Source organism: Cyanobacteria bacterium GSL.Bin1 (assembly GCA_009909085.1).
GTDB lineage: Bacteria > Cyanobacteriota > Cyanobacteriia > Cyanobacteriales > Rubidibacteraceae > Halothece.
Genome location: JAAANX010000099.1, coordinates 51,612 through 73,629 on the forward strand (window position 1 = coordinate 51,612; position 22,018 = coordinate 73,629).

At 39.9% G+C, this 22,018-nt stretch carries 10 protein-coding genes and 1 pseudogene; 5 read left to right on the forward strand and 6 right to left on the reverse strand.

Annotated features, from left to right (window positions below):
- Positions 1 to 538 precede the first annotated feature (538 nt).
- Complete coding sequence (locus tag GVY04_13290) at positions 539 to 1,930, forward strand: extracellular solute-binding protein (protein ID NBD17071.1); 1,392 nt, start codon at positions 539 to 541, stop codon at positions 1,928 to 1,930.
- Positions 1,931 to 1,942: 12 nt separating this feature from the next.
- Complete coding sequence (locus tag GVY04_13295) at positions 1,943 to 3,334, forward strand: extracellular solute-binding protein (protein NBD17072.1); 1,392 nt, start codon at positions 1,943 to 1,945, stop codon at positions 3,332 to 3,334.
- 138 nt (positions 3,335 to 3,472) lie between these two features.
- Here GVY04_13295 and GVY04_13300 read toward each other — a convergent pair whose 3' ends face one another.
- The 4 genes from GVY04_13300 to GVY04_13315 all read right to left on the reverse strand — a co-directional run bounded on the left by GVY04_13300 (position 3,473) and on the right by GVY04_13315 (position 7,522).
- On the reverse strand, positions 3,473 to 5,038 hold the full coding sequence (locus tag GVY04_13300; protein NBD17073.1) for a hypothetical protein: 1,566 nt from the start codon (positions 5,036 to 5,038) through the stop codon (positions 3,473 to 3,475).
- Between the two features lie 53 nt (positions 5,039 to 5,091).
- Positions 5,092 to 5,613, reverse strand: a complete 522-nt coding sequence (locus GVY04_13305) for a hypothetical protein (protein NBD17074.1) — start codon at positions 5,611 to 5,613, stop codon at positions 5,092 to 5,094.
- A complete protein-coding gene (locus tag GVY04_13310; GenBank protein NBD17075.1) occupies positions 5,610 to 6,776 on the reverse strand; it encodes a transposase in 1,167 nt (388 codons plus the stop codon). The genes GVY04_13305 and GVY04_13310 overlap by 4 nt, the downstream gene beginning before the upstream one ends.
- A 110-nt stretch (positions 6,777 to 6,886) precedes the next feature.
- Positions 6,887 to 7,522 (reverse strand): hypothetical protein, encoded by a 636-nt coding sequence (locus GVY04_13315; protein ID NBD17076.1) that lies wholly within the window; start codon positions 7,520 to 7,522, stop codon positions 6,887 to 6,889.
- A gap of 453 nt (positions 7,523 to 7,975) precedes the next feature.
- On the opposite strand from GVY04_13315, the gene GVY04_13320 reads away from it, so the two are divergent.
- Positions 7,976 to 9,472, forward strand: a complete 1,497-nt coding sequence (locus GVY04_13320; GenBank protein NBD17077.1) for a response regulator — start codon at positions 7,976 to 7,978, stop codon at positions 9,470 to 9,472.
- 190 nt (positions 9,473 to 9,662) lie between these two features.
- Positions 9,663 to 10,040, forward strand: coding sequence for a response regulator (locus GVY04_13325; protein ID NBD17078.1), 378 nt, complete (start codon positions 9,663 to 9,665; stop codon positions 10,038 to 10,040).
- On the opposite strand, the gene GVY04_13330 is transcribed toward GVY04_13325, so the two are convergent.
- Positions 10,030 to 12,288 (reverse strand): response regulator, encoded by a 2,259-nt coding sequence (locus GVY04_13330; GenBank protein NBD17079.1) that lies wholly within the window; start codon positions 12,286 to 12,288, stop codon positions 10,030 to 10,032. The two genes, GVY04_13325 and GVY04_13330, sit on opposite strands and share 11 nt — an antisense overlap.
- A gap of 108 nt (positions 12,289 to 12,396) precedes the next feature.
- Positions 12,397 to 12,857, reverse strand: a pseudogene (locus GVY04_13335) (hypothetical protein).
- 287 nt (positions 12,858 to 13,144) lie between these two features.
- On the opposite strand from GVY04_13335, the gene GVY04_13340 reads away from it, so the two are divergent.
- Entirely contained in the window at positions 13,145 to 21,895 is an 8,751-nt protein-coding gene (locus GVY04_13340) for a hypothetical protein (protein ID NBD17080.1), read from the forward strand.
- Positions 21,896 to 22,018: the final 123 nt, after the last annotated feature.

Sequence of the window (22,018 nt, forward strand, 5' to 3'; positions counted from 1 at the left end):
CTTTATTGGATAAAAACCAACTTAGCTGAAAGTATATCCCGCTTTTGTCACTTTCCGATTTCTCTGATTAGGAAAAATCAAGTAGAATGAGGATGTTCTGTACAATCTGGACTTTGACAAATCTTTAATAGACAAGAAGTTCAGTATGGTTGTCACCCCGTGAGCTTTGTGACACGAACCCTATATTTAGGCCGATTAACCGCTTAAGCTGCTCCTAGACAACCTCGATAGCAGGAAACTTTTTGACTCGTATGTCTCATTATTTGTCAAGTACAATTTATACCAAATTAGATGCGATCACCCTGGAAGTTATTCAACAATTTTGGTTAATAAAATTTGTCTATTAAGATTTCTTTTCCATAACATAACATGTTGTAAGTTCTAATAGAACCATAATTGAGATCGAGATTAATCATCTAATCCGACAGTGCATAAGCTGACACGCATTTAAATTGGGATTTTTGAAGCCCAGACTCCTTACAGCAAGGCTGATCAGCGATCAAAATAAATGCATAGGAGCTTATAAATTCGAGAAGTCATGACCAAAAAACTTTTAAGTTATTTTGCTCTAGCGATGACTACCATTATGCTAGTTGTTGCCTGTAACTCCGATACTCAATTACAAAATGATGAGGTGGTAATGCGATCGCTAGTCGATCCTAATGTGCTTCAAATTTGGTGGGATAAAGGCTATAGTCCAGAAGAAGATGAAGCTTTGCAAAAGCTCATCAAAGGGTGGTCACAAAAAACTGGTAACAAGGTACAAGTTAATTTTTATACTTTAGATAAACGTTCGGAAAAACCTCAAAGATATCTTCAAAGTGGTATTGCTCCCGATATTTTTATGAGTTTTAAAGCCGAAAGCACTCTCAACGCGAGTTTAGCATGGGAAGGAAAATTAACAGATGTTAGCGATCTAATCGAGCCAGTTAAAGAATTTTATGACCCTGGCGCACTCGAAACAGCTTACTACTACAATAACGTCAGCAAAAAATGGAGTTACTATGCAGTTCCAGTACACAGAGCTGCACTGCACGTTTATTACTGGAAAGATTTACTAGAAAAAACAGGTCGCACCGCAGCAGATATTCCTCAAGATTGGGATGATTTTTGGCAATTTTGGATAGATGTAGGAAAAGACTTAAACACTAAGCATCAACAAAATATTTTTCCCCTCGGTTTGCCTATGTCTGTGGAAGCGGGAGATACTTATCAAGCCTTTGAGCATATTTTGGAAGCTTACAACGTTAAGTTGCTCGATGAGAATGGTAATTTATTAGTAAACGATCCTCAAGTACGTCAGGGTATTATTCAATGTCTAGATTGGTATACGCAGTTTTATTTACAAGGATATATCCCCAAGGATGCGGTAGATTGGAATAACGCTGCAAACAACCATCAAATACTAAATCGAGAAATACTGACAACTACTAATGCGTCCCTTTCAATTCCTGCTGCATTGCGTCAAGATATTGATGCTTATCGCGATCGGTTAGGTATTGTCGAATTACCAAATAAACCTAACGGCGAACCGATGAATCATATATTTCTGGTAGAGCAAGCAGTAATTTTTGATGATGCAGCACATCCAAAATTAGCCAAAGAATTTCTGGCTTATTTGATACAACCAGAAGTAATGAATACTTTTCTCAAAGAGTCAGGTAGGCACTCTCCAGCACATTCATCAATTATTCAAGATCCTTATTGGACTAATCCTGAAGATCCTCATACTTCGACAGTAACTAAAACTTTAACTAAAAGTAAGATTAAATCGATTTACCCTACTAACAGTCCTGCTTATAGTGTTGTTCTCAAAGAAAATATTTGGGGTCAAAGTCTAGAAAAAATTGTACTTGAAGGTATGACACCAACCCAAGCTGCTGATCGAGCGACCGCTCGAATTGCAGAAATTTTTGAGGAATGGAAATAGATAAAGATAACTATGACCAAAAAACTTTTAAGTTCTTTTGCTCTAGCAATGACTACCATTATGCTAGTCGTTGCCTGTAACTCCGATACTCAATTGCAGAATCATGAGGTGAAGACGCGATCGCTAGTCGATCCTAATGTGCTTCAAATCTGGTGGGATAAGGGTTATATTATTGAAGAAGACGAAGCATTTAGGAAAATTGTTAGCAGTTGGCAGCAAAAAAGCGGTCAAAAAGCGGAAATCAAATTTTATACTCCTGACAAAATAACGCAAAAAACTCGGAGGGCTATTCAGGCTGGTAACTCTCCTGACATTTTATTTTCTAGTCGTGCTGAATATCCACTACTTGCTTGGCAAGGTAAACTTGCAGACGTTTCTGAAGTAGTTGAACCTGTAGAACAACTTTATACAGATACTTCGAGAAAAGCAGCTTATCTTTACAACAACGTTGTCAAAAGACAAAGCTATTATAGTGTTCCTCTTCATCAAGGTACTATTCATATTTTTTATTGGAAAGACTTGTTAGATCGAGTCGGCAAAAAGCCTAGCGATATTCCTCAAGACTGGGATGAATTTTGGGAATTCTGGAAGACAATACAGCAAGAACTTCAAAAACAAAAGCAAGATATTTATGCCTTTGGCATCCCTTATTCTCAAAAAGCTTCAGATACATATTATTTATTTGAACAGATTTTGGAAGCCTATAATGTAGCAATATTTGACGATCGCGGAAATTTACAAGTTGATGATGAGAATGTACGTCAAAGTATTGTCGATTGTTTGAAATGGTATACCAATTTCTACCAACAAGGTTATGTGCCATCTAGCGCATTAAATTGGTTAGACCCTGACAATAACCGTGAATTTCTTAACCGCAATGTCATAATGACACCCAATCCAACTCTTTCGATTGCTATTGCCTTAAACGAAAATCGAGAAGACTTTGCCAATAGTTTAGGTACTATGGAGTTTCCCTATAAGCCTGATGGAAATTCTATTCGACATCTAGTTTCTGTCAGACAAGCAGTAATTTTAACGGAAGCAAAAAATAAGAAATTAGCTAAAGATTTTCTATCTTTCCTGATTCAACCAGAAGTTATTGGTAATTATCTAAAAAGTGCTGGAGGAAGATACTTACCAGCAATAACAGCAGCAAAACAAGACTCTTTCTGGACAGACCCTCAAAATATTCATGTTTCGACTGCAACGAAGACATTGACTAACGGTCAAACAAGACTGTTTTATTCTACTCAACATCCTGCTTATAGTATGGTCTTAGAACAAAATATTTGGGGAGAGGCTTTTAATAGTATTATTGTGGATAAAATTTCTCCCGAACAAGCTGCCGATAAAGCGATCGCTCGAATTACAGAAATTTTTGAGGAATGGGATAGAGATAGTTGATTTTCTTGGTTCATAATCCTTACCCAACTAGCAATGCCAAAAAAAAGAGGAAAAGATAGAAGATTAAAATTATCACATTGTCAATCTTGAAATCTTTCCTCTTCAATAATGTATTTGGGTAGTGATTGCTATAAGCTCCTAAACTAATGCTGGCTCTGCTGACTCTTCTGCAACTAGTTCGGGAATTAATTGTTTTAAGCCCTCAAATATTTCCTCTTCTGTTTTGAATCGTTCGCGCTCTAGAAAAGATATATCCAGGGTACTTTTGACTGTTGCAGCTTCTAATTCTATGAATTTTTCTGAAGGAGGAAGTGACGGAACGAACAGCAGCCATTTGTCAATGATACCCTGTGCAAAGGGTTCCAAGATGCTCAAACTCTTGTGATTGGCGATCGCAACTGCTAATTCTTGGTTAATCACCTTCATTTGTTTAGCAACGGAATTGGCAAAATCATCGCGAATTTTATCCAACTCAGTCTTTCTCTTATCTCCAGCTAAATTTTCGTCCTTGCCTATATCCTTCAAGTCTTTAAATCTATCGTAGGAACTTTCTAAATCGGCAACAATTTGTGAGTCTTTAGAATCAATTTCTACACTCTTAAACTGCTCGATCATCGATTCATAAGCATCATCCATGCTATCGACTATATCGTCTACAGTTGCGTCGAATTCTTCAAGAACGCCATAATATCCTATGACTAAAGTCTCTATGGCTTCATCAGTTTCTTCTTCCAAAACCAGATCGAATTCAGTGGCAACTGCCTCAAGTGCTTCTTGATTGACACTGCCATCGGCATTTTTGCAACCATTCAGCACAAAGTTATAAGTACTAATGGTAGATTCATAATCTTGAAGCATTTCATTTAAATCTCGCTTTATTGCAGCTTCTGCTTTTTGCTGTTGGATCAGGGTGAAAATACTGAATCCAAAAGAACCGACATTAACCAGCTTATCAACCCCCCGTAACATCATACTTCCGTATTTGGTAATGCCAGAGCGGACTTGTTGGACCCTGTTTTTTTTGGCTTCCTGACTGTCGCTTAATTGCTCTGGGTTTTGACTACCAACACCCATGTTGTTGGGACTAGTATCTGCTCCAGGAGCATTTGCTCCTGACTCGCGCTTTTTGTACTGACTATAACCTAAGAATCCTGCTCTCAAACCAAGACCAGAACTCGCAAGACCAATAATCATATAATTGGGACCGAGTTGTTGTTGAATCGCTGTTAATTTGTCTTGGCTATCATCACTTAGATTGTTACTTAGTAAGGCTGTATTTTCAAACCATGTATAGGTTGTGGGAATACTACTATTTAATTTCTCTTTCAAGGAATCTAATGCTGCAATCTGTTCAAATGCTAACCCTTGTCTTTCGGTAAAATCATCATTGATACCGTGTAATGAGGTAATAGCTGCCAGTAAATTAGTGATATCTGTATTGGCTTGAGTAACCTGACTCATCATTGTGTCATACTCAACTCCTTTTTCAGTTACCCTGTCAATCAATGCCTTGATTTCTGGATCGGTGACCCCTAATGCTTTGGCAATTTCGTTACCGATCAGAAACACATCCATACCAGCATCAGCAATTTCTACGGTAGTCCAAAGACCCTTAGAGATTTTCACTGCCTTTTCAAACTTGGTAGATGCTCTCGCAGCAGTAGTTGCTGCTTTTGCTGCATTGATTAAACTAATAAAGCTCATGATTTTCTTCTCCTTTCAATTAAGTACTAAAAAACAATCGTTACTTTCACTTACTAACCAACATCAGCGATAATTGACTTGGCTTCTTCTTCATCAATTGACGGGTCACTGGCGACAATCATCGCCACGCGGACATCATAGGGTAGGCTTTTGGTGCTTTGAGCTATTTTGATTGCGGTAGCGCGGATGCCCTCAAAAGATACCAAGCGACTACGTAATTTCTTTAATGCTTCTGCTTTATCCTCGACCCAATTATCCCAAGATTCTTCTGTCTGCTTAGGTTCAATGGTATTGAGTAGTTCATTAATTCTCAGATTGATTTCTCTCAGTTCCCCTCGCAAATCGGTTAAGTCTTGATTGGATTCTGCTATACCATCATTTAACTCTTTAAGATATTGCTCCAGTTTGTCTTTCTTGGCTTCCAACTCGGAAATAGATAAACCTATATCTAGTCCGACGGATGCTACCGCTAAAACCCCCGATGCTCGTCCTGCTAGTTTGCCAATCTTCGTAAATTTGGACGCTTGGGAAACTTTTGAGACTTTTGTTAGCTTAGTGGTGCAGAAAACTTTCATCGAAGTCCATAAGGGAAAACAGTCACTTTGGAAAACTCAATGCGAGTGCTGAGCTCCTCTCTTTTTTTCCGTGAAGCACAAGCTGATGGCGGATGAGTTCGTGGCAACCCGATCCAAGCAGGAAGAGGAAGCCTTTGATAGCAAAGTCGATTTAATTCCCGTAAACCGAGTTGCAGAAAGCTGAACCCTCTTTGAGAGTGCCAATCAAGACGAGAACGTTGTCCTTGCATCAGCAAGTGGACCGCCAAGGAAATAGCAATAATCGTTGCCGTAGCTAGAAGCATCAGTAAACCCTGCAGAGCTTGAGGGGTTCTGAGACGGGAACGGAGTAAGCTAAAGCCGGAAGATTTGTAATCCTTAAAGTGAGGCTCAATCCCACCAAAGCGTTGTCCATAAAGAAAGAAGGTTTGTAAACAGGGAGCAGTATTGGTAATGACAGCCCAGGGTTCTTCCGCATGGGAGACCTGAGCAGTAGCTAGATGACAGTGAATATCTTCAAGTACCGTAACCTGGGAGAAAAGATAAGCCTGTTGTAGCGGTGGCAATAAATGTTTAACGCTTTTGCTCCTTTGATCACAGAAAGTAATCTTGAGATCTGATTTCGCCCGAATGGCCCAGGACCAAGATTGTTCCTCCAACCAACGGATTAACTCACCATGTTCAAAGCCTCGGTCGGCTAAGAGGGTGATCTGAGAGTTATTAGGTAATAGTGAACTTGCTCTTTCGAGCACCTCTCGGTAATCTTGATAGCTGATCATGGCACTGCGATGTTCCAGCACCTTTTGAGCCAAGGGAAAAGAGCGTCCTCCCCAAGCCATGCACACTTCCACTAGACAAAATTCTTCCCAGAACTGGCTTGTATCCAAAGTCAGGATTAATTCACTTCCCTCCCAGCCTTGAAGAAATTGCTTGATTAGAGGATCATAAAATGTCTCAGCGGTAATCCTGGGATTATTTACAAAGTAACTTAATCGTTCCATCTGAGAACGCGCTTGACAATTCCGGTGAGTCAAGTAGGTAATCCAATGGCTTAGACAAGCACTTTCTGATTGCAGGATGGCTGCGACATTTTCCGCAAAACCGATGAGATGTCGTTTATCCTTGGGGATAATCCATTGACGCAGTTGACTATGAAGTTGATGATAGAGAAGAGGGGTTGACATGGGTTTGCTTTGGTTAGGGAACTTTAGCATCCCATAATAAGCCCCCGCCTGTCATCTGGCTTCTTCCAAAATTTCCCATCTCTCAATACTTTTCAGAGTTTTCTGTACCACTAAGCTTTTGTTAGTTTCGAGGCTTTAGCCAGTAAACCAACTGAAGACAGGGCAGAAACACCACTGGCGGCATCGGCACTCATTCGGGAGATGATAATTCTTTGACCTATTTCATGCCAATCTGTTTTGTACTTGTCGATGTCGGTGATTGGAGTTGGCGAAATATCGAGTATTTTAGCCCACTTTTCCCAACCAGGAATTTGAGCGGCTTTTTCTAGGAGTTGATTGACCTCATCACTGATTTGTATGAGATTATCAATATCCAGCAACATTCTCTCCAATACAGAAGCCTTATTATCTCTCTGAAGTTCTATGCGCTCCCCTTTCTTTAGCAAGCGGGTAATTTCCTTGTGTTTAGCGCGAGCTTCATCTTCCATGTCTTTTAAAAAACCATAGTGGTTCTTCTCGATCGCCTCGGCAGCACTAATTATGCCTGCATCTGACATGGCTTTTTTAGCAGCTTCCATGTCATCATTAAATTGAAAACCCGTACTGACATTGGCAAGATCGATCGCCGTGTCTGTCACGATGCGTGTCGCTGATGTACCCACATCTTTAGCCACTGATGCGACTTCGTTTACCATTACATCCCCGACATCCTCAAAGGTTTTTCCGATACGTTTAAAAAATTTCATCGATTGAAGATCCTCCCTAGTAGTGAATAGATTTGAAGAAATCAAAAATAGGCATTTACTTGATTTCTTGATCGGTATTCAACTGTAGAATCGGGAAGAAGTCGGGATTGAAAAATATCTTCTTACTAGACTATAGCTTTTGCTGAATTAGTGAGATACATCACTATCAACCATCAACAAAAACCAAGGTCTCGAATGTATCACATCCAAATGAGAACTGCTATAGATGAAAATATGCGCAAAAAACTTTCAAATAAACTGTGCGATCGCTGGTTAGATAAAGAAGTATAGCAACCTCAAATCATTTTGGAGAATAACCAATAACTAATAACTAATAACTAATGACACTCATAATCTATAACTCTTCATTTTTAAATGGGATTGCTATAGCAGCGATCAATGAGATGTAAAATTCAAGCAACATGATTATTCTCTGTTTCTTATCTCCCAAAAATGTCTAGAGAACTACAGCACAAACCTAAAGCCGATATCCTTGCCATTGACGATACGCCTGAAAACTTGTCTTTATTGTCTCAAATGTTAACGGAGAAAAATTACAAAGTTCGCAGCGTTACCAAAGGTTCGACAGCTATTCGCGGGGCAAAAGCAGTACCCCCCGACTTAATTCTGCTAGATGTAAAAATGCCCGAAATGAACGGTTATGAGGTCTGTCAGCAACTAAAGGCAGACGATCGCACCAAAGATATTCCGATTATCTTTATCAGTGCCTTGGGAGATGTGTTTGATAAGGTAAAGGCATTTCAGATAGGTGGGGTAGACTATATTACCAAACCGTTTCAGGTAGAGGAGGTATTAGCGAGATTAGACACTCATTTAACCATTCGCAATCTGCAAATTAAGCTAGAAGCGCGAAACAATCAACTACAGCAGGAAATAGCCGAAAAAAACGCAGCCGAAGACAAGTTTGCCAAAGCCTTTCGTGCCTGTCCTAACCCTATTGCGATCGCTACTTACGAATCGGGACAAATACTCGAAGTCAATGAAAGATTTCTCCAAATGAGTGGCTACAGTGCCTCAGAGATCATCGATAAAACTCTCGAACAGATCTATTCACCATCTGCTTTAACCGTATATCAACAAGCACTAAGCAAGTCGAATACTCAAGGTTTTGTTCGCAACCTAGAATTAGAATTTCCCACCAAATCGGGTCCAATCAAAACAGTTTTACTATCAATGGAGTTAATTGAAATAGATGGGACAAAATGCACTCTACAAATACTCAACGATATTACCGAACGCAAACGCGTTGAAAATGAATTTATCTCCTTAGTCAGTCACGAACTTCGCACCCCCATGACTTCAACTATTGGTGCGTTAGATTTATTAAATTCTGGTCAATTAGGAACATTAAGCGATCGCGGAAAACAAATCTTACAGGTAGCCATCCGCAATAGCGAACGTTTAATTCGCTTGGTTAACGATATCCTCGATTTAGAAAGAATGAAGTCAGGTGAAATTGTGATCGAGCCTGCTGAGTGTAACCTCAAACCCCTGTTAGTCCAAGCTACAGAAACCATGCAGGCAATGGCTACTAAAGTAGAAGTTGAATTAGTTTTAGAACCCTGCGATGTAGTTTTAAGCTTAGACAGCGATCGCCTTTTGCAGACATTAACTAACTTACTCAGTAACGGGATTAAATTTACCCAAGCTGGAGGGAAAGTCAAACTAAAAGCCATCGTTAAAAATAATATTTGTCAAATATTAGTCCAAGACACGGGTAGAGGTATTCCCGAAGATAAATTAGAATCTATCTTTGAACGTTTTCAACAGGTAGACGCATCTGATTCCCGCAGCAAAGGCGGAACAGGATTAGGGCTAGCTATATGTCGTCATATTGTTGAAGGACACAACGGCAAAATTTGGGTAGAAAGTGTTTTGGGTAAAGGTAGTGCATTTTATATTGAATTGCCAGTGTTGATGGACAATTAACAATTAACAACCATAAATATAGCAATTCTTATTCTCATGAAGTACATCCTTCATTCCCTGTTCCCTATTCCCTAAACCGATAATTTTGTACCTCACCCGCTTAGGAAGTGCTATAAAATGTTCAATGTTCCCTAGTTTCTCTCGATCGCAGTTTAAATTAAGTTAGTCGGATTTATAGGGTGATGCAACCATGAGTAAAAGTATCCTAATTATTGATGATGAAGAAGATGTTAAAGACATCGCCCAAATGGGATTAGAAATGGCAGCAGATTGGAAGGTGATTACCGCCAGTACGGGTAGAGAAGGCTTAGGTTTAGCAGAAAGTAGTCAACCAGAGGTGATTCTTTTAGATTTAATGATGCCTGAATGGGATGGTAAAGAAACCCTCAAACAACTCAAAGCCAATTACAATACGGCTGCTATTCCCGTAATTATGATGACGGCAAAAAATAATTCGGCGATCGCATCTGAACTAACAGAATTAGATTTGGCAGGAGTAATCACCAAACCTTTTCGCCCTTTAGAATTACCCGATCGAATTACTAATATTTTGAGAACTAAGGTCTGAGGCAAGCTTTATACAGAGAATGTAGGCTTTTACAATCTTGCAGAAACTCCGCTGTAGCACAGTTAAAGGCGACTTGAAACCTTTCTCCTTCAGGAGAAGTAAATACTTGTTTTCTGAGAATGCTAAGTAATTCTGCTAAGTGTCTTTTGCCCTGAGTTTTATCTAAGTTGGGCATCCCAACAATAAAGTCACCATTGCCCCAATAGCTTGTTACTTCATCATGGCGAAAAGCAGCCTCAATTACCTTGCCCCACTGCGCCAAAATGCGATCGCCTGTTGAATATCCATACTTAAAATTAATTTTTTGAAGTTCTTTAATTCTCAACACAGCCAAACAAAATGGTCGAGCGTTATCTTTAGCCTGTTGTAAGTGTCTTTCTAATTCACGACTGCTTTGGCTGCGGTTGCTTAATCCTGTTAGGCGATCTTGAGTAGCAAGGCGTTGTAAGAGACGGCTACGGTCTAATCTGTTTTGAATTCTGGCAACTAATTCAGCACCAACTATGGGCTTAGAAATATAGTCATCTCCACCCATTTCAAATATCTGTTGAATGGTTTGAGCATCCTGTCGGGCGGTGAGAAACAATACGGGTAACTCTTGCCAATCTGGATCGTTGCGAAGAGTCAGACATAATTCGATACCATTGGTTTCTGGCATTTCTACATCTAGAATTATCAAATCGGGTTGAGTTGCTTGCAACACTTCCCAGAAGCGTAAAGGCTGTTCTAAAGTACTAACTCTGATTCCCCACGGTTCCAGAATTGAGCGTATGGCATCCAAAAAGATAACATCATCATCGACAATTAAGATTGATGCAGTTGTAGATCGATCTTGTTCGATTAACTTACTAATAGTTTGCCAGACTTTTTGGGGAGTAATGGGCTTAACCAAGAAGCTACTCGCACCAGCACGAGTCGCAGCTAGGCGATCTTCTATACTATTAGTATTAGATAAGATTATGCTCGGAATTGGAGGGGTTAGAGAATTTAGCTGACTAACTAAAGCCAAATATTCTCCTCGATCATAAGTTAGATTGGCATCGATCGCTACTAGGGAAGGTACGTTGTGTTCCAGCCATTTCTGGGCTTGAGAAACATTATCCGATCTATGCCAGCCCGATCTTTGAGTTTTGGCTAAATATTGTAATTCCTCAATCAATTGCAAATTGTCAGAGATTAATAATAGATTGGTTCGATCTGTAGTTTCAGTAGAGACAGTTTCATCTAGTGCCAACAGGCGATCAAGATCTTCTACGAGAGTAATAAACTGTTCTTGCTGTTGAAGATTTAATTGTGCATTATCTTGCAGTAAGGTTTCGATTTCACGGGCAATATCTGTCTCTGCATCTCTCGAAAACATTCCCAAAACTCCTGCCATTTTATGAGCCGATCTTTCGGCATTGTGGTGTAATTCTGTGGTTAATTCAGTCTTTTTAACTGCTAGTACGGCATTTTGCAATACCTTCATCCGCTCAGACATTTTTGCTTGATATTTAAGCCACATTTGCTCCATCTTGCGATTAAATTCCTGCTCTACAGGAGCAAAATTATTAGTCTTAGATTGTTCGGATTCAGCAACTTTAGGATTTAGACGATAACCAATACCGTAAACATTTTCGATCCAATCAACCACCCCTGCTTTTTTGAGCTTTTTCCGCAGTCCTTTGATATGTGCCTTAACGCTGTCTTCTAAAGGCGGATCGTCAAATGTCCAAAGCTTATCTAAAATTTGCGATCGACTAAATACTCGTACAGGATTGCGTAAAAAGATTTCCAATAAACTGTATTCTTTAGCAGTAAGTTTTATGGGCTGTTGTTGATAGCTAACTTCACAACTATTAGCATCTAAAGTTAATCCGTTGACATCTAAAACATTAGTAGTAGCGACTTCTCCTCTACGAGATAATGACCTCACTCTGGCGTTTAATTCTTCTAAATCTAGAGGCTTAGTGAGATAATCATCTGCCCCTGCATCCAATCCAAGTATGCGATCCTGGCTGGCATTTTTCGCAGTCATTAAAAGAATAGGCGTAGCATAGCCTTCAGAACGCATTTTTTCGCAAAGACTGACTCCATCTAATCCTGGCATGTTTACATCTAGCAGAACCATTTCGTACTCTCCTGTTTGCACGTACTCCCAACCCATTTGTCCATCTTCTGCTGCATCTACTATATGACGTTGCCCTGATAAAGAACGTTTGAGAACGTCTACTAAAATTTTGTCATCGTCTACTACTAAAATTCGCATTTCGGCGATCACTTTTTTCAACTCAACTCAATTAATATCATTAAACTAACTAGGGAAGAACTAGAGAAGTTTTCTTCATCCTATGTCTATTTCGATTTATCCCTCTTCTAACAATTTCTCGACTTCTGCCGAACTTCTGGTGGGAGCCAACATCAACACACAGACCTCCGCCGATGTGGCCACCCAAACCCAATATTTGATGCCATCAATACAGTAGGTCGTTTCGTCAACACATCTTATTCCAGGCTGTTTGATGTACTTCAACCACTCTCTAGTCAACGGGTCTCAACTTTCGACAAACCATTGGTGCATCTTGTTTTTGAGTCGCGGTTTTTCAGCTTATCCCGCTCTTCTTTCAATTTTTCAATTTCTTGCTGCTGTGCAGAGATTTGTTGCTGCTGTACGGAGAGTTGTTGGTCTTTTTGGTCAATCAGTCTTTGTTGAAGGGATAATTGTTGTTGCGCCTTGACTAGCCACTCAACCATTAGCATATTGGTCGCCACCAGTTCGTTGGTAGCGGCTATGATGGGCAGAGAATCAATGGTGGCATTTTTGGTCATAACCCCCAATATACATAAAAATCCTCGATTTTACCTTTCCGTTATCAAGATATCTTCCTTATTGCGATCAGCAGTAACAATATACAGACATTTACGATCGCAGACTTTTTCAAAATCTTCCCTTGTTTTTCCCGATTACTTTTTAAATTGAGCTTACCTTCCTAGAGAAACTCTTTTGAATACTTACCATTGAGCGAATAAAAAGATCCCCTGCCCCTCCCAGGAGGGAAATTAGTAGGGTAATTACGTACCAAATTAGAAGAGTTCAATTATTAAAAAGAAACGAGGAAACTAAAATGTCAATTAACAAAGTATCAGACGATCGCCTTAATTCCTTTTACGGTCAAAACCCTGATTTTGATATCCTTGAGTTTAATTTTCTCAATGGAGAAACTAACAATTTAAATTGGGAAAATGTAGAGCGAGAAACAACTTTAGACCTGCTAAAAAAATATCAACGTTTATTACGAATAAATCCTAATCCAGAAATTGCCAAAAAGTTGCTTAACGCGCCTTCGCCGTCACTCGTTCCCCGCCTTGCAAAGGCGGAGCTTGCGAGTGACCGCATTCCGCGGTCAGAATCTAGCATCCAAAGTCGCTCTCTAGCAGCACAATCCCCAGGAGACGAGCAGCAGGGAAATAAGTTGGGAGTGAGTCTTGATTCGGCTCATGCGATCGCATCTATGACAGAGGAGCAATTTGCCAAGCTGCTTCCTGGGGATGAAGAAACAGCCAGACAAATGCACAAAAAGGCGATCGATATTAAAGCCAAAACCCAACTGCTGTGGGCTAATATGAGAGATGCAGTGGCTGCTCCTCATTTTCGAGCTCTGCAGGTTAGTGCTGTTGATGAAAGCGATCGCGCTGCACTTGCTCTAGATATTCCCAGCTATCAGGAAATGTTTGGGGATCTCGACTATGTTGATTGTGACCATTGCGGTTCAATGTTTGGTCCTGCGGCTTATTTTGTCGATTTAATGCGGATAATTGACCAATATATTACTAAACCCAATCAAGACAGCATTAGTCAAGCAGGAGGTCTAACATTAAATCAGCGTCGTCCGGACTTAGAAGAAATTGAACTAACTTGCGACAATACTAATAGTTTGCTTCCTTCTCTCCAAATTATTAATCGAATTTTAGAGGCACGAGTCAAAACAGCATTGCAAAGCTCAGATGCCTTGCAATCTTTAGCTACTGAACCCTATCCCTTTACTCTACCTGTTAATTTTCCCCTAGAACAAATCCGCAGCTATTTAGGACATCTGAAAACAGATTTAGGGACTATCTATCAAACTTTTGATGTTAACGAATTAGCCATTGCCAGAGAATATATTGGACTTTCTTTAGAGGAATATAATCTGATTACCAATTCCGAAACTGACGAAACAAAATTAAAAGAATTATACGGAATTGAAGATTTAGCAAGTCTGAATAATGTTGAAGTATTTCTCCAACAAACGGGATTATCTCGCACAGAATTACCCGAATTACTCGAACAAAATCTCGACCAAGAGGAACTGAATGCAGGGGTAGCTCATAACTTTTATATCAATCAAGTTTTAGATAATCGAGCTGTTCAAATCACAACAAACGAGACAAATTCTGACGGAACTCCCACCATCGAAAACCTGACTTCCGAAACCTTAGACCGAATTCATCGTTTCATTCGTCTTGCTAAAAAGCTGAACTGGTCTTTTGCTGACCTCGATTGGGTACTGACCTCAATTACCGCTACTGAAATTAACGAAGAAGCAATTAAAGACATTGCCAACATTAAACAGTTACAAGACCAATATAAGCTGCCTCTAGATGTTTTGTGCAGTTTCTGGCACCCAATGAAAACCATCGGCAATGGTAGCAATACTGAAAAACCTCAAAGTTTGTTCGACCGAGTATATAACAATCCCTTTAAAGACATTCTTGGTGATGGATTCTATCCTCTTCCCGATGAGACCAAAGAAATCGACTTAAATAGCCTCGAAGAACAAGCTGAAACTAATCCAGTTGTCGGAAGAATATTAGCTGCTTTGCGACTAGATGTTAACCAATTAATTGATATTTTACAAGCAATTTGGAGAGAGGAGAATACTGTTGATTTAACTGTTGAAAATTTATCCCAGCTTTTCCGCACTAGCCAAATATTGCGATCGCTGGGATTAAACATTGAGGAATATCAAATTTTATTGAGTTTCCTAAGCATAGAATCGATCGGTGCTGTTTCTATTGACCAATTCCTCCAAATTACCGAGTTGTGGCAATGGATGAATTCATCTAATTTTGAGATTGATGAACTAGACTACATTCTAACTGGTAAACTTGGCTCCAATCTTGATATCGGATATTCAGAAACTGATGTCATTGAAGCGATGCGATCGCTATGGAACTTAGCTGTAAATTCACTGCTCAAACCTTCTGATTTTATCAGCGAAGAAATTGACAAGTCAAAATCACAAGCTATCTTCGATAAATTATTAGAAAATAATTACATTGCCGAAGTTACCAGCGAATACGAGAATATTCTCCAAGTTTCCCTGGATAGTAAAATTGCGATTGTCCTCGATCGTGATTTTACAGATATTGATTTCACAGATACTGATTTCACAAATGATGGGGAGTTTGCGGAACTCATACAGGAAATCAGCAAGATCGTCAATGACAATGACCAAGAGCAGCTAAACAAAGATCGGCGCGATCGGCAAATAAAATATTGCTTGCAAATACTGCAACAAGCTACTGAAAAACAAATAGAAGAACTCACAGAAATTGCTTCATTTTTTGCCATTGAAGCTGACTTAGCCATTAGTTTACTTGACTATACTGCTATTGCGACCCAGACTCCCGATTATGTCAAGTTTCTGCTCACTCCAGTACTACAAGAACAACAAGAATGGTCGGATATTGTTGATTTTTTCCGCTTTCTCTCAAGAATACTAATACTAACCCAAAAACTAAAACTTACTCCCACTGAACTTCAATGCGTAGCAGACAATCAAGAAACTTTTGGTATTAACGAACTATCTCAATTAAGCATCAACAATATTCAAGCAATTAGTGACTTTAAAGAATTAATTGCAGCTTTTGGCGATGAAAAAAATGAATTTGTTGAATATTTTGCCTCTGTCTCTAAAAATGAGGAAAATAATCACATTGAAGAACTAGCTAAGATTACTGGTTGGAAGCCAGAACAGATTTCTCTGCTGTTTTCCCCACCAGAGAGCCCAGAAAGCGATCGGGTAAATCCTGACAGGGATTCACACAAAACAGTTGCAGGCATCACCAAGCTAGGACAGTACTTTAGCTTAAGTCGTCAGCTTGGGGTGAATGTTTCCTGGTTTAACAAGTTACTGAAGTTGGCAAACTTACCTGTTGTAGGAGAATCGGAAAATTGGGAACTCTATCAAAATGCTTCTCAGGCAGTTAAGGAAGTTACCAAAGCTAAATATGATGACGAACAATGGGTTAAAGTTAGCGAAAAACTTGAAGGTGAACTGAACGAACACAAGCGAGATGTACTAACCGCTTGGATTGTCTGGAGACAGCAATACGATAACTTGCGCCATCTTTCTCAAGAACTGCTGATTGATGTGGAAACTTCCAGTGAAGTCTCGGTTTCTATTATTAAAGAAGCACTCCTCGCCATTCAAACCTATTTACATCGCTGCCGAATGGGATTAGAACCAGGGGTGGAAAAACTAGAAATTCCCGACAGTTGGTGGCAATGGATCATGAATTACCGAATTTGGGAAGCAAATCGCAAAATATTTTTGTATCCCGAAAATTATCTCGACCCCAGTCTACGCCAGATCAAAAGCCCGATTTATCAAGAACTGGAAGAAGAGTTATTGCAATCAGATATCACTCAAGAATCGGTCGAAACAGCTTACCAAAACTATTTTGAGAAATTTGCCGAAATTGCTCAACTCAAACCAGCAGGGGGCTATCGTTGCACCGTAGACAGTAATTCTGGAGAACAGGATACTTTATATCTATTTGGTCGCACCGCCACCGAACCCTACACTTATTATTACCGCAAGTGCATCAATCCCGAAGCAAACACCCCAACCTGGGAAGCTTGGCAGAAAATTGATTTAGTTATCAACTCCGAACAAATTAATGCAACTTATGCCTTTAACAAGCTGTTTATCTTTTGGGTAGAAATCGTTCAAATAGAAAAAACCAAACAAACAGGGAACAATCAGGAAACTGAAACCGAAACCAAAGCAACGATTAAGTACTCATTCCAAAAATTTGGCAACCAGTGGATACAACCCCAAACCCTAGCCAAAGATATTGTGATTGAAAACTACGACCGAGATAGTGACAACCTATGGCGTAAAGTCACTGCCCTACCCATACCAGCTAACGGTTCAGAACCAGAAAAAATTCTCACCTTGTTTGGCGATTTGGAGCAAAAGAGTCAATTTTATCAAACCCAAGAACAAAACCCAGGCATCTGTTTGACCATCGATTTACTGCAAGAGAAAACAAAAGTAATCTTGGAGGATCAACCCTCTAATGCTAGACGAAGCGAAATATTCGACAGTAAGTTGATGGCAATTCCCACAGATAATGTTTTGTATGATAACTATGCTGACTATGCTGACGATTCCATAGGTCGTTACCCTTTGATTGGGCTGTTAGGATACTGGTCAATGAATGAGAAGAGTGGGAACGAGATTGGCGATCCTGTGGGCAACCAGCAAGGGACTTTAATCGGGAATGCCAAATTGGAAATAGTGAATGATTTCCCCGTTATTAGTTCTAGAAAAGTGTTGCAGCTCGATGCTGATGGTGATTATGTTGAATTTGCTGGCGAAAACGCAAATTTTGGCAAATTTAGGCAAAGTAACTTTAGCATTGGACTATGGTTAAGAACTACGGAGTCTTCTGGCACCCTAATGATGGGTCTTGGTTCTAATAGTGATTACTGGCAAATTTACCTTGAAAATGGATCGGCTAAATTTGCTTTTAGAACTGGTGATGGCTCGTCTGGCAGTGGTAGTTCAGATGTAACGGTTGATGATGGTGATTGGCATCACTTAGCAGCAATACGTGACGGTGTGCGATCTGGAAAGTTATATCTCGATGGTGTCTTAGTTAATGAATTTAATTTTGGGGGTGGTCAAACAAGTATTGATGGGGTATCAAAAGTTTTTATTGGCAAAAATCGAAATACAGACTATTTCCACGGTCAAATTGCTGAAGTCAGTGTTTGGAATGTCGTTCTTAGTGCCGAGGAAATTTCTAATGCTTCAATTCCATTCACCCCATTAATAACAGAAAATATATCTGGATCTCATGTTTCGGTCACGGGAATTGACAATCAACCAGGGTGGTTCACTTTCGATCATGGAGACGAAGCTTTTCTGGCTTTTCCTCAACAAGCTAATGATTTCCCACAGATCGACGATAGCTTAAAGGTAGTTACTCAAGATGGTGAAATCACGCTATCCTATGAAGCTTCGGATATTTCTAATCTAGAAGAACTAAAATTTACCTTCAGAAGACTTAATAGCACCACGATTCGACAATTAAGTCAAAAAATGTTTATCGGGGGTTTGGATAATTTACTCACCCTTGATTCCCAACTTACACCTGAACTAAATTTCAATCGTTTCTCTCCTTCGGATTTGGTTGATTTTTCTAACACCAGGCAATTAGATTTTGATGGTCCAAATGGAATTTATTTCTGGGAAATATTTTTCCACATTCCCTTTTTAGTTGCCAACACCTTAAACTCCAACCAGCGGTTTGAAGAAGCTCAGAAATGGTACCACTACATTTTCAACCCGACAAATCCCACATCTCCTTCGGGACTGTTGGCATATTTGCCAATGGATGAAGGGAGTGGGAATGAAATTAGCGATCGCACAGGCATCAACAATGGGACTTTGCAAGGCAATCCCCAATGGAAAACAGTAACCGATTTTCCTGGTGTTAGTTCCAAAAATGTGTTGGAGTTTGACGGAGAGGGTGATTATGTCCAAATTGCTAATGAATCCAATTTTGATAGCCTAACTAATCGTGCGACTATCGAGGCTTGGATTAAATTGGATAGCTCTGCCACAGGTAATCAGTCTATTGTTACTAAAGGACGCGAATTTCGACTAGACCTTCAGGGTAATAAACTTCACTTTTACGTCGATATAGGTGGAACTGTAAATGGTACAGTTGATATTAATGATGGAAAGTGGCATCATGTGGCAGCAGTTTATTACGGAACCTCACTACAAGTTTATGTAGATGGTGTTTTTGATAACCGACGACCTGGTGTTGACAAAGCATTTAAAAATAATGAGCCTATTTTGATTGGCGGGAACCAGGCACTGAGTGGAAGATACTTTAATGGTCAAATTGCTGAAGTTAGTATTTGGAATGTAGCTCTTAGTGCAAATCAAATATTGCAAAATAGTAGTAAATTGCCGATTACGATCGCAAATGTAAACGATCGCTTTTGGCATTACCTGCCATTTCGGGGCAATACCCTACAAAAACTCCAGGATGTCTTAGCTAATGATGCTGCAATTGATGCTTACAACAATAATCCTTTCGATCCTCACGCGATCGCCCGCTTAAGAATCGGTGCTTACGAAAAAGCGATCGTCATGAAATACATTGACAACTTGCTCGACTGGGGAGATCTATTGTTTGCCCAAGATAACCGAGAATCGATTAGTGAGGCGACAATACTCTATATACTAGCTTACGATTTACTGGGAGAAGAACCAGAAAACTTAGGCAAAAGGCAAGTAGCAGAGCCAAAAACATTCCAAGAAATCAAAGGACAATATGAAAGTAATGAAGATGGCATTCCCCAGTTTCTAATCGATCTAGAGCATAGCGTGAGCGATCCTACCCGCACCACGATTACCAGCACGCCATTTAACGATCTTAATACCTATTTCTGCGCTCCAGAGAACGAACAATTTATTGCCTATTGGGAGCGAGTAGAAGATCGGCTGTATAAAATTCGTCATTCCTTGAGTATTGAAGGAATCAGACGACAACTGGCACTATTCCAACCCGCGATCGACCCCATTGAGCTAGTTAGAGCAGTCGCAGCAGGAACAACACCTCTGAGTGTGGTTTCCCAGTTAACCCCTGCGGTTCCCCACTATCGTTTCGATTATATGCTGGAGCGAGCTACCAACATCACCTCCACGCTAATTCAATTAGGTGAATCTTTATTGAGTGCGTTGGAGAAAAAAGACGCAGAAGAACTAGCATTGCTGATTGGCACTCACGAGCAAAGCATCCTGAAACTGATTACCACAACCAAAGAAAAGCAAATTGACGAAGCGAAAGAAACATTGAAGTCTCTAAACCAGAGCAAAGCAAATGCAGATAAACGAAAAACACACTATCAAAAACTGTACGATGAAAACCTGAATGGACTAGAAACAATAGATCTGTTACTGAGGACTTTAGCCTTAGTCCCTCAGAATACTGTCATTTCCATGTACGGACTGGGTGTCCCAGGTCATCTTATCCCCACAATCTTTGGATTCTCTAATGGAGGTATGGAACCAGGCGATGCATCCGAAGCTACAGCTCAAGCTGCCCAGGCAACTGCTGAGGCGATCAACCAGCGGGCTGAGCTGATCCGCACTGGTGCTGAATACCAGCGCAGGCGGGAAGAATGGGAACTAGAAAAGAATTTGGCTGAAATCGAAGTTCAGCAAATCGAAGCTGAGATAGAAGCTCAAAAGATTCAACAAGCCATTGCCGAACAAGAACTAAAAATACACCAAAAAAATATTGAGCAAGCCAAAGAAATAGAAGACTTCCTCAAAGGCAAGTTTACCAATCAAGAACTGTATCAATGGATGGTTAATCGCCTCTCGATTCTTTATTTCCAAACCTACAAAATTGCTCTAGATATGGCAGTGGCAGCCCAAAGTGCTTACCAATACGAAATCAATAGCAACGATACTTTTATTAACTTCGCTTATTGGGACAGCTTGAAACAAGGATTGCTAGCTGGAGAAAGTTTGATGTTAAGTTTAAATCAACTGGAGAAAGCCTACATAGAAGGTAACTCCCGTAGTTTAGAAATTGAGAAAACTATCTCCCTACGACAACTAAATCTCTTGGCTTTCCAACAATTGAAAGAAACAGGAGAATGCGAATTTGAATTGAACGAACAACTTTTTGACCTCGACTTCCCTGGTCATTACGCTCGTCAAATCAAAACCATTGCTGTTTCTATTCCCGCAGTTGTCAGTCCCTATCAAAACATCAGCGCCACCTTAACCCAAACCTCTAACAAAACACTGCTAAAACCTAATGCTGATGCAGTCAAATTTTTACTTGGAGAAACCGAAGAAATTCCCGATGCATCTACTCTAAGAAATAATTGGCGCAGCAATCAAAAGATTGCTATTTCCAAGGCAGATCTGGATAACGGTTTGTTTGCGCTGAATTTTTTCGCGGATACCCGCTACTTCCCCTTTGAAGGCACAGGTGCAGTTTCTACCTGGAAACTCAGTTTACCAAAACCAACCAATCGCATTGACTTTGATACTATTTCCGATGTGATTATTAATTTGAGTTACACCGCTTTAGATGGAGGCGATGCATTTAGAAAAACAGTAACCAATTCAGCTTCGCTAAAATCTTCCTCTGAGGCTTATTATTTCAACCTCAAACAAGCATTTCCCAATGAATGGCATACTTTTATGAATCCAGAGACAGAGGCGAATTCGCAAGAGTTGAATTTTCAGGTTTCAGAAGAGATTATTCCACCTCAAATCGAAGATACCAAACTTACAGGGATAATCTTTAAACTTGATGCTCCTGATGCATCATCACCTTTGAAGTTTGCCACGATTAAGATTGAGGAAAATAAGATCGTTGATGAGAATTCAATTAATGAAACTGTTGCTAAGAATTGGTTTGGGGATTGGGCAATTGATTTTGACTTAACTAAAGTGCCTAACCATTTGAAAAAGGATGGATTCCTAGATCCTGAAATTGTCAACAATATCGAATTAATCTTGATTTACGAAGGGCAGATAGACTGGGACACGCTATTTGAAGCTTAAAAGGAGTCTTGCGGTATTATGGGGCAAAGTGTGGCGATCGCTACATTTTGCCTGGTTGCCAGAGATAGACTTTCACTTAGATCTCATCGTTCGCTTAAATCCAAGATAGTCAAAGAAATAAAA